The organism is Mycobacterium sp. NGS22, from assembly GCF_059813095.1.
Genome location: NZ_JCALDY010000007.1, coordinates 241,055 through 249,241 on the forward strand (window position 1 = coordinate 241,055; position 8,187 = coordinate 249,241).

An 8,187-nucleotide genomic window follows, 5' to 3' on the forward strand; every position below is an offset into this window, starting at 1 on the left:
CGTCTTTCGGGATCAGTCCATCAGCGCGGTGGCGGCGAAGTTGCGATCCGGGTCCCGGCCGGCGAAGTAGCCCTGCATAGTCGTGCTCAGCTCAGCGGGCTCCCAGGCCGCGGCGCCGGCATCGAACTGGTGCTCCACCGTCGGCGCGGCAACCAGCGTCACCTTCGGGCCGTAGACGATGAACACCTGCCCGTTGACCTCGGCCGCCGCCGGGGAGGACAGGAACCCGACCAGGGTCACCACGTGTTCGGGTGAGAGCGGGTCGATCTCGCCGTCTTCCGGCGCGGCACCGAACACGTCGGCCGTCATCGCGGTGCGGGCGCGCGGGGCGATCGCGTTGGCGCACACCCCGTAGCGGCTCAGCGCGCGGGCAGCGGTCAGCGTCAGCGAGATGATGCCCGCCTTGGCGGCGCCGTAGTTCGCCTGCCCGACCGGGCCGACCAGTCCGGCCTCCGAGGACGTGTTGACGATGCGGCCGTAGACGCGGCCTTCCTTGGCTTCTTTCGCCTTGGCGCGCCAGTACGTTGCGGCGTTGCGGGTGAGCAGAAAGTGGCCGCGCAGGTGCACGGCGATGACCTGGTCCCAGTCCTCGTCGGTCATGTTGAACAGCATCCGGTCGCGGGTGATGCCGGCGTTGTTGACGACGATGTCCAGCCCGCCCAGTCCGTCGGCGGTGGTCAGCAGTTCGTCGGCGGTTTCGCGGGCGCTGATGTCCCCGGCGACCGCGACCCCCTTGGATCCGGCCGTGCCGATCTCGTCCAAGACATCCGAGGAATCCAGCGCGGCGGCGATGTCGTTGACGACGACGGTGGCGCCCAACCGGGCCAGGCCGATCGCCTCGGCGCGGCCCAGGCCGGCGGCGGCACCGGTCACCACCGCGACCTTGCCGGACAGATCAGTCGCGTTGTTGCTGCTCAATTTATGAATACCTCTAGTTTCTGGTCAGTCTTCCCGTAACAGGGCTGCGCGCGGGCATTCGGCGATCGACTGCTCGGCCAGATCCTCCTGGTCACTGGGAATGGGATCGGTCTTCACCACGGCATAGTCCTCGTCGTCCAGGTCGAAGATATCCGGGGCAATGCCTAAGCACACGGCGTTACCTTCGCACCGGTCACGGTCCACTTTCACTCGCACGGCATCCTCCTGGAACCTGGGCTGGGAGTTAGGGAATACGCGTTATTCGAACTCGGTCTTTGTCTAGCATCTGTCTAGCACCACCATAGGGCTCCGGTCCGCATCAGGGAACGGTCGCTGGATTCAGAGACTAGAACGTGTTACAACCGGGGTGGCCGATGGGTATCCGCTGGTGTCGATGACGGCGGCTGCGCCGGTACCTGGAATTGACGCGATCGCTTGATCGGAGGCGGCGGGAATGCACATCAGTTACACCCCCGAACAGGAGGAGCTGCGTCGCGAGCTGCGCTCGTACTTCGCCGGTCTGATGACTCCGGAGCGTCGCGAGGCGCTGAGTTCGGTACAGGGCGAGTACGGCACCGGCAACGTGTACCGCGAGACCGTCGCGCAGATGGGCAAGGACGGGTGGCTCACCCTGAACTGGCCGAAGGAGTACGGCGGTCAGGACCGCTCGCCGATGGACTCGCTGATCTTCACCGACGAGGCCGCCATCGCTGGCGCTCCGGTGCCGTTCCTGACCATCAACAGCGTGGCGCCCACGATCATGGCGTTCGGCACCGACGAGCAGAAGAAGTTCTTCCTGCCCAAGATCGCCGCCGGGGACCTGCACTTTTCGATCGGCTATTCCGAGCCGGGTGCCGGCACTGACCTGGCCAACCTGCGTACCACCGCGGTGCGCGACGGCGACGACTACGTGATCAACGGTCAGAAGATGTGGACGAGCCTGATCGCCTACGCCGACTGGGTGTGGCTGGCCGTGCGCACCAACACCGAAGCCAAGAAACACCGCGGCATCTCGATGCTGGTGGTGCCCACCACCGCGGAAGGTTTTTCCTGGACCCCGGTGCACACCATGGCCGGCCCGGACACCAGCGCTACCTACTACACCGACGTGCGGGTTCCGGTGACCAACCTGATCGGCGAGGAGAACGCGGGCTGGAAGCTGGTCACCAACCAGCTCAACCACGAGCGCGTCGCGCTGGTCTCGTCGGCGCCGATTTTCATGGCCCTGCGGGAGGTCCGCGAGTGGGCGCAGAACACCAAGGACGACGGCGGGGCGCGGCTGATCGACTCGGAGTGGGTGCAGATCAATTTGGCCCGCGTGCACGCCAAGGCCGAGGTGCTCAAGCTGATCAACTGGGAGCTGGCTTCTGCCGATGCCGCGTCGTTGAATCCGGCGGACGCCTCGGCGGCCAAGGTGTACGGCACCGAGCTGGCCACCGAGGCCTACCGGCTGTTGATGGAGGTGCTGGGCACCGGAGCCACGCTGCGGCAGGACTCCCCCGGCGCCCTGCTGCGCGGCCGGGTCGAGCGGATGCACCGGGCGTGCCTGATCCTGACCTTCGGCGGCGGCACCAACGAAGTCCAGCGCGACATCATCGGCATGGTCGCCCTGGGCCTGCCCCGCGCCAGCCGCTGACCCTTCACAGAACGGGACATTTCATGGATTTCTCGACGACCGAAGCAGCCCAGGACCTCGGTGGCCTGGTCGACAGCATCGTCGACGCGGTGTGCACACCCGAGCGTCAGCGTGAGCTCGACGGCCTCGAGCACCGGTTCGACCGCGAGCTGTGGCGCAAGCTGATCGACAGCGACATCCTGACCAGTGCAGCCCCGACCCAGGTCGGCGGCGACGGCTTCGGGGTGCTCGAGCAGGTCGCGATCCTGGTGGCGCTCGGGCACCAGCTGGCGGCGGTGCCGTACCTGGACTCGATCGTGCTGGCCGCCGGCGCCCTGGCCCGGTTCGGTTCCGAAGAGCTGCAACGTGATTGGGGCGCCCCCGCGGTGAGCGGTGAGAAGATCCTGACAGTGGCGCTGGACGGCGAGATGGGCGAAGGTCCGGTGCGGGCCTCCGGCCATGGTGATGGCATTCGGTTGACCGGCACCCGCACCCAGGTGAGCTTCGGCCCGACCGCCGACGCGTTCCTGGTTCCAGCCGAAACCGATTCCGGCACAGTCGTTTTCCTGGTCGCCGCGGACGACCCGGGTGTGACGGTCACCCCGTTGCAGACCACCGGACTGGGCAGCGCGGGACATCTGGCGCTGGACGGCACCGAGGTGCCCGCCAGCCGCAAGGTTGGTGACGCCGTCGTCGTCGCCTGGTTGCGCACCCTGGCAACCCTCGGCCGCAGTGCCTACCAACTCGGGGTACTGGAGCGCGGTCTGCAGCTGACAGCCGAATATGCCCGCACCCGTGAGCAATTCGACCGCCCGATCGGCAGCTTCCAGGCGGTGGGTCAACGGCTCGCCGACGGCTACATCGACGTCAAGGGTCTGCGGTTGACGTTGACGCAGGCCGCCTGGAAGGTGGCCGAGGACATTCCCGCCGAGATCGACGTCGCGTCCGCGGCGTTCTGGGCCGCCGATGCCGGGCACCGGGTTGCGCACAGCATCGTGCACGTACACGGCGGCGTCGGCGTCGACACCGACCACCCGGTGCACCGTTATTTCCTGTCCGCCAAGGAGACCGAGTTCGCGCTGGGCGGTGCCACCGGGCAGCTGCGCCAGATCGGTCGCGAATTGGCCGAAACCCCGGTCTAGCCATTGCCCCTCGGCGCCGAGCGTGAGGCTGGACGCACATTCGACGCCGAGCGTGACGCTGGATGCACACTCGAGAGGGTTTTGAGTTGAGCGCCGACCCCACGGTCACCGAACTGCTGGTCCCGCTGGCCGAGATCGACGACCGCGGCGTCTACTTCGAGGACTCCTTCACCAGTTGGCGTGCACACCTTCGGCACGGCGCTGCCATAGCGGCCGCGCTGCGCGCCCGACTGGATCCGGCGCGTCCGCCGCACGTCGGCGTGCTCCTGCAGAACACGCCGTTCTTCTCGGCGATGCTGGTGGCCGCAGCGATGACCGGCATCGTGCCGGTCGGGCTGAACCCGGTGCGCCGCGGCGCGGCGCTGGCCCGCGACATCGAGCACGCCGACTGCCAGCTGGTGCTGGCCGACAGCGGATCGGCCGAGACGTTGGACGGCATCGACCACATGGACGTCGACTCGCACGCCTGGGCCGACCAGGTGACCGCCCATCGGGATTCCCTACCGGTGTTCCGATCCGCCTGTCCCACGGACCTTTTCATGCTGATCTTCACCTCGGGCACCAGCGGTGAACCCAAGGCGGTGAAGTGCAGCCACGGCAAAGTGGCCAGCGCCGGGCAACGCATGGCGCAGCGTTTCGCGCTGGGCCCCGACGACGTCTGCTACGTGTCGATGCCGCTGTTCCATTCCAACGCGGTCCTGGTCGGCTGGGCGGTGGCCGCGGCCTGCCAGGGTTCGCTGGCGTTGCGGCGCAAGTTCTCCGCCTCGCAGTTTCTGCCTGATGTCCGTCGCTACGGCGCGACCTACGCCAACTACGTGGGCAAGCCGCTGTCGTATGTGCTCGCCACCCCCGAGCAGCCCGACGACGCCGACAACCCGTTGCGTGCGGTCTACGGCAACGAAGGCGTACCCGCCGACATCGAACGCTTCAGCGCCCGGTTCGGCTGTCTGGTGCAGGACGGGTTCGGCTCCACCGAAGGCGGCGTGGCGATCGCCCGCACCCCCGACACCCCGCCCGGCTCGCTGGGCCCGCTGCCGGAGGGGATCGCCATCGTCGACCCTGATACCGGAGAGCCCTGCCCGCCCGGGGTGGTCGGCGAAGTGGTCAACACCGCCGGGCCGGGACGGTTCGAGGGCTACTACAACGACGCCGTCGCCGAGGCCGAGAGAATGGCCGGCGGCATCTACCACAGCGGCGACCTCGCCTACCGCGACGAAGCCGGCTATGCCTATTTCGCCGGGCGGCTCGGCGACTGGATGCGCGTCGACGGCGAGAACCTGGGCACCGCCCCGATCGAGCGGGTGCTGCTGCGCCACCCGGCGGTGGTGGAAGCCGCGGTGTACCCGGTGCCCGACCCGGTGGTCGGCGACCAGGTGATGGCCGCGCTGGTGCTGTCGCCCGGCGCGCAATTCGACGCCGACGAGTTCCGCGCGTTCCTGGCCGCACAACCCGACCTGGGGCCCAAACAATGGCCGTCGCAGGTGCGGATCAGCGCCGGGTTGCCGGGGACGGTGACGTTCAAAGTGCTCAAACGGCAGCTGTCGGCCGAGGGCGTCGACTGCGGCGAGCCCGTCTTCGCCATTGGCCGCTGATCGACCCCGTTGGCCAGCGCAAACGCGCATCGGCGGGAACAGATCCCGCTATTACGCGCGAATCCAACAACCCGCCGCCGAGACGCGATACGATCCGCGCCTAACCGCTTGCAGCATTGCGTACCCGACCGCGTCGGGCCGTTTTGAACCAGTGCGAGGTGCCGGATGTCATACCTGCTCGTAGTGCCCGAGACGATGACGGCGGTAGCCACGAATCTGGCCAGTATCGGATCGACGATCACCGCGGCCTCAGCTGCTGCTGCAGCGCCGACCACCGGTCTGTTGTCGGCCGCCGCGGACGAGGTGTCGGCGGCCGTCACCCAGTTGTTCTCCCAGCATGCGCAGGGCTATCAGACCCTCGCCGGGCAGGCCGCGGCGTTCCACGCTCAGTTCGTGCAGGCGGTGACTTCCGGCGCCGGATCCTATGCCGCCGCCGAGGCGGTCAACCTGCGATTGGCCGCCGCCGCGGCGACCGACCCCATCCAGGCGCTGCTGTCTCGTCCGATCATCGGCAACGGCGTCAATGCGACGGCCCCGGGCGCCCCCGGCGGTGACGGCGGGTGGCTGTTCGGAAACGGCGGCAACGGGGCCGCGGGGGCGGCAGGCCAGGCCGGCGGTACGGGTGGCTCCGCCGGGCTGTGGGGTAACGGGGGCATCGGCGGTGCCGGTGGCAGCGGCGGCGCGCCGGGTGGCGCCGGCGGCAACGGCGGTCTGCTGTTCGGTGTCGGGGGCGCCGGCGGACTCGGCGGCGTGGGGGCCGCCGCCGGTCTCGGCGGGCTGGGCGGACACGGCGGCAACGGCGGGCTGCTGATCGGCAACGGGGGCTTCGGCGGTCAAGGCGGCCAGGGCGGCGCGGGCGGTGGCACCGGCGGTCACGGCGGCGACGGCGGCAACGCCGGCTTCCTGCTAGGGGCGGGTGGCAACGGTGGGGCCGGCGGCATCGGTGCGCCCGGCGCGCTCGGCGGTGGCATGGCAGGCGACGGCGGCACCGGCGGCAACGGCGGGGCGGGCGGGTTGTTCATGAACGGCGGTGTCGGCGGAGCCGGCGGCCAGGGTGGCAATGGCGGTCCCGGCATCGACTCTTTGAACCCCGCCGTGGTAGGCGGCTCCGGCGGGCTGGGCGGTAACGGTGGTGCCGGCGGGCAAGGCGGCGCCGGACCGGTGTTGTTCGGCCACGGCGGTGCCGGCGGCCTCGGCGGCCAGGGCGGGACCGGTGGCACCGGAGGGTTGGGCGCCGACAGCTCCGTCGGCATCGGCGGCACCGGAGGCACCGGAGGCACCGGAGGAGCCGCCGGACCTGGCGGCTCCGCCGGGGTATCCGGCTTCCTCTCCAACGGCGGGCTCGGTGGGGGTGTCGGTGCCGGCGGCACCGGAGGCAACGGCGGCGACGGCGGCAAGGGCGCGGGCGGCACCAACGCCTCTGTCCCCGGTACCAACGGCACCAATGGGTTCGCAGGCGGCAAAGGTGGCGGCGGCGGCCAAGGCGGGGCGGCGGTACCGGGCGGTGTCGCCGGTACCGGTGGCACCGGCGGGGCGGGCGGCACCGGCGGTCTGGGCGGCAACGGCGCGGACGCCGTCGGCAACGGCAATGCGGGTGGCAAAGGCGGGGACGGCGGCATGGGCGGCGCGGCCGGGCTCGGCGGTGCGGCGGGCACTGGAGGTGGCGGAAAGGCCGGCGCTCTCGGAGCCGGCGGCGACGGCGGCAACGGCGGCAACGGAGCCAAGGGCAGCGTCGGGTCCAACGGCAAGAACACCTTCATCTTTAACGCCAGCCCTGGGGACGGCACTGACGGCGGAGCGGGTGGCAATGGCGGTGCCGGCGGTGGGGCCGGCGGCACGGGCGGTACCGGGGGCACCGGTGGTCACGGTGGGAACGGCGCCGACGGTGGCAACGGCGGCAGCAACACCTCCGTTAGCAACACGCTCCAGGTCACCGGCGGCAAGGGCGGCGCCGGCGGGGCCGGAGGCGCGGCCGGGGCTGGCGGCGCGGCCAACGGTGGCACCGCGGGTGCGCTGGGCGTCGGCGGCAACGGCGGCGACGGCGGCGACGGCGGCAACGGCAGCAAGGGTGGCGGCGGCGGCAACCAGGGCTCCAACAACGGCCTGCCCGGCGGAAACGGCATCGTGGGTGGCGACGGCGGCAAAGGCGGTGCCGGCGGAGCCGCAGGCGCCAACGGCGGTACCGGCGGCGACGGCGGCGACGGCGGTACGGGCGGCACCGGCGGCAACGGCGGTAACGGTGGCGGCGGCATAAGCGGCACGGCTGCGGCTCCCGCGGGAGGCACGGGCGGCTCCGGCGGTACCGGCGCCAATGGCGGCGCGGGGGGCGGCGGTGGTGACGCCGGCGGACCAGGTGGCAGTGGCGGTAAAGGCGGCACCGGTGGCACGGCCGGCAACGCGGGCGACGGCGGCACCGGCGGCAATGCGGTGCAACCCAATACCGGCGTGGTGGACGCGCCGGACGGCGGCCAGGGCGGCACCGGCGGGCAAGGCGGTAAAGGCGGCCAAGGTGGCACCGGTGGTGCGGCCGGCGTCGGTGGTATCGGCGGGACCGGCGGCACCGGGGGCAACAGCGGCAACGGCGGCAAGGGCGGCCTCGGCGGTAACGGGGCGGTCGGCGGTAGCAGCAACAGCGCTGGCGCGGCAGCCGGATCCGGGGGTCAGGGTGGTCAAGGCGGCAACGCCGGCGTTGGCGGTACCGGGGGCACCGGGGGCACCGGCGCCACCAAGGCGCCCGCGGGCAGCGGCGGCCTAGGCGGCAACGGTGGGAACGCAGGTGCCGGTGGAGACGGCGGTAAGGGTGTTGCCGGCGGTAATACCAAGGGCTCCGGCAGCACCACCGCCGGCGACGGCGGCGCTGGCGGAAATGCGGGCAATGCCGGTGGCGGCGGCGCCGGCGGTACCGGCGGCGCGGGTCTGA

The 8,187-nt window shown here is 71.0% G+C and carries 6 protein-coding genes; 4 read left to right on the forward strand and 2 right to left on the reverse strand.

The genetic code is table 11. From position 1 onward, the window contains the following. Nucleotides 1-12 precede the first annotated feature (12 nt). Both AC5Y47_RS09430 and AC5Y47_RS09435 read right to left on the reverse strand, forming a co-directional pair. Nucleotides 13-927 carry a 3-oxoacyl-ACP reductase gene (locus AC5Y47_RS09430; RefSeq protein WP_499943686.1) on the reverse strand — a complete coding sequence of 305 codons (915 nt, stop codon included), beginning with the start codon at nucleotides 925-927 and terminating at the stop codon, nucleotides 13-15. Between the two features lie 15 nt (nucleotides 928-942). Further along, the gene (locus AC5Y47_RS09435; RefSeq protein ID WP_499943664.1) at nucleotides 943-1,134 is read right to left on the reverse strand and encodes a ferredoxin; all 192 of its coding nucleotides are present in this window, start codon (nucleotides 1,132-1,134) and stop codon (nucleotides 943-945) included. Between the two features lie 238 nt (nucleotides 1,135-1,372). Here AC5Y47_RS09435 and AC5Y47_RS09440 point away from each other — a divergent pair, with 238 nt between their 5' ends. The 4 genes from AC5Y47_RS09440 to AC5Y47_RS09455 all read left to right on the forward strand — a co-directional run. Beyond that, complete coding sequence (locus AC5Y47_RS09440) at nucleotides 1,373-2,554, forward strand: acyl-CoA dehydrogenase (protein WP_499943665.1); 1,182 nt, start codon at nucleotides 1,373-1,375, stop codon at nucleotides 2,552-2,554. Nucleotides 2,555-2,577: 23 nt separating this feature from the next. Further along, nucleotides 2,578-3,675 carry an acyl-CoA dehydrogenase family protein gene (locus tag AC5Y47_RS09445; RefSeq protein ID WP_499943666.1) on the forward strand — a complete coding sequence of 366 codons (1,098 nt, stop codon included), beginning with the start codon at nucleotides 2,578-2,580 and terminating at the stop codon, nucleotides 3,673-3,675. 62 nt (nucleotides 3,676-3,737) lie between these two features. Further along, the gene (fadD17, locus tag AC5Y47_RS09450) at nucleotides 3,738-5,267 is read left to right on the forward strand and encodes a long-chain-fatty-acid--CoA ligase FadD17 (protein ID WP_499943667.1); all 1,530 of its coding nucleotides are present in this window, start codon (nucleotides 3,738-3,740) and stop codon (nucleotides 5,265-5,267) included. Nucleotides 5,268-5,432: 165 nt separating this feature from the next. Next, a partial coding sequence (locus tag AC5Y47_RS09455) for a PE family protein (RefSeq protein WP_499943668.1) occupies nucleotides 5,433-8,187 on the forward strand: 2,755 nt, incomplete at its 3' end.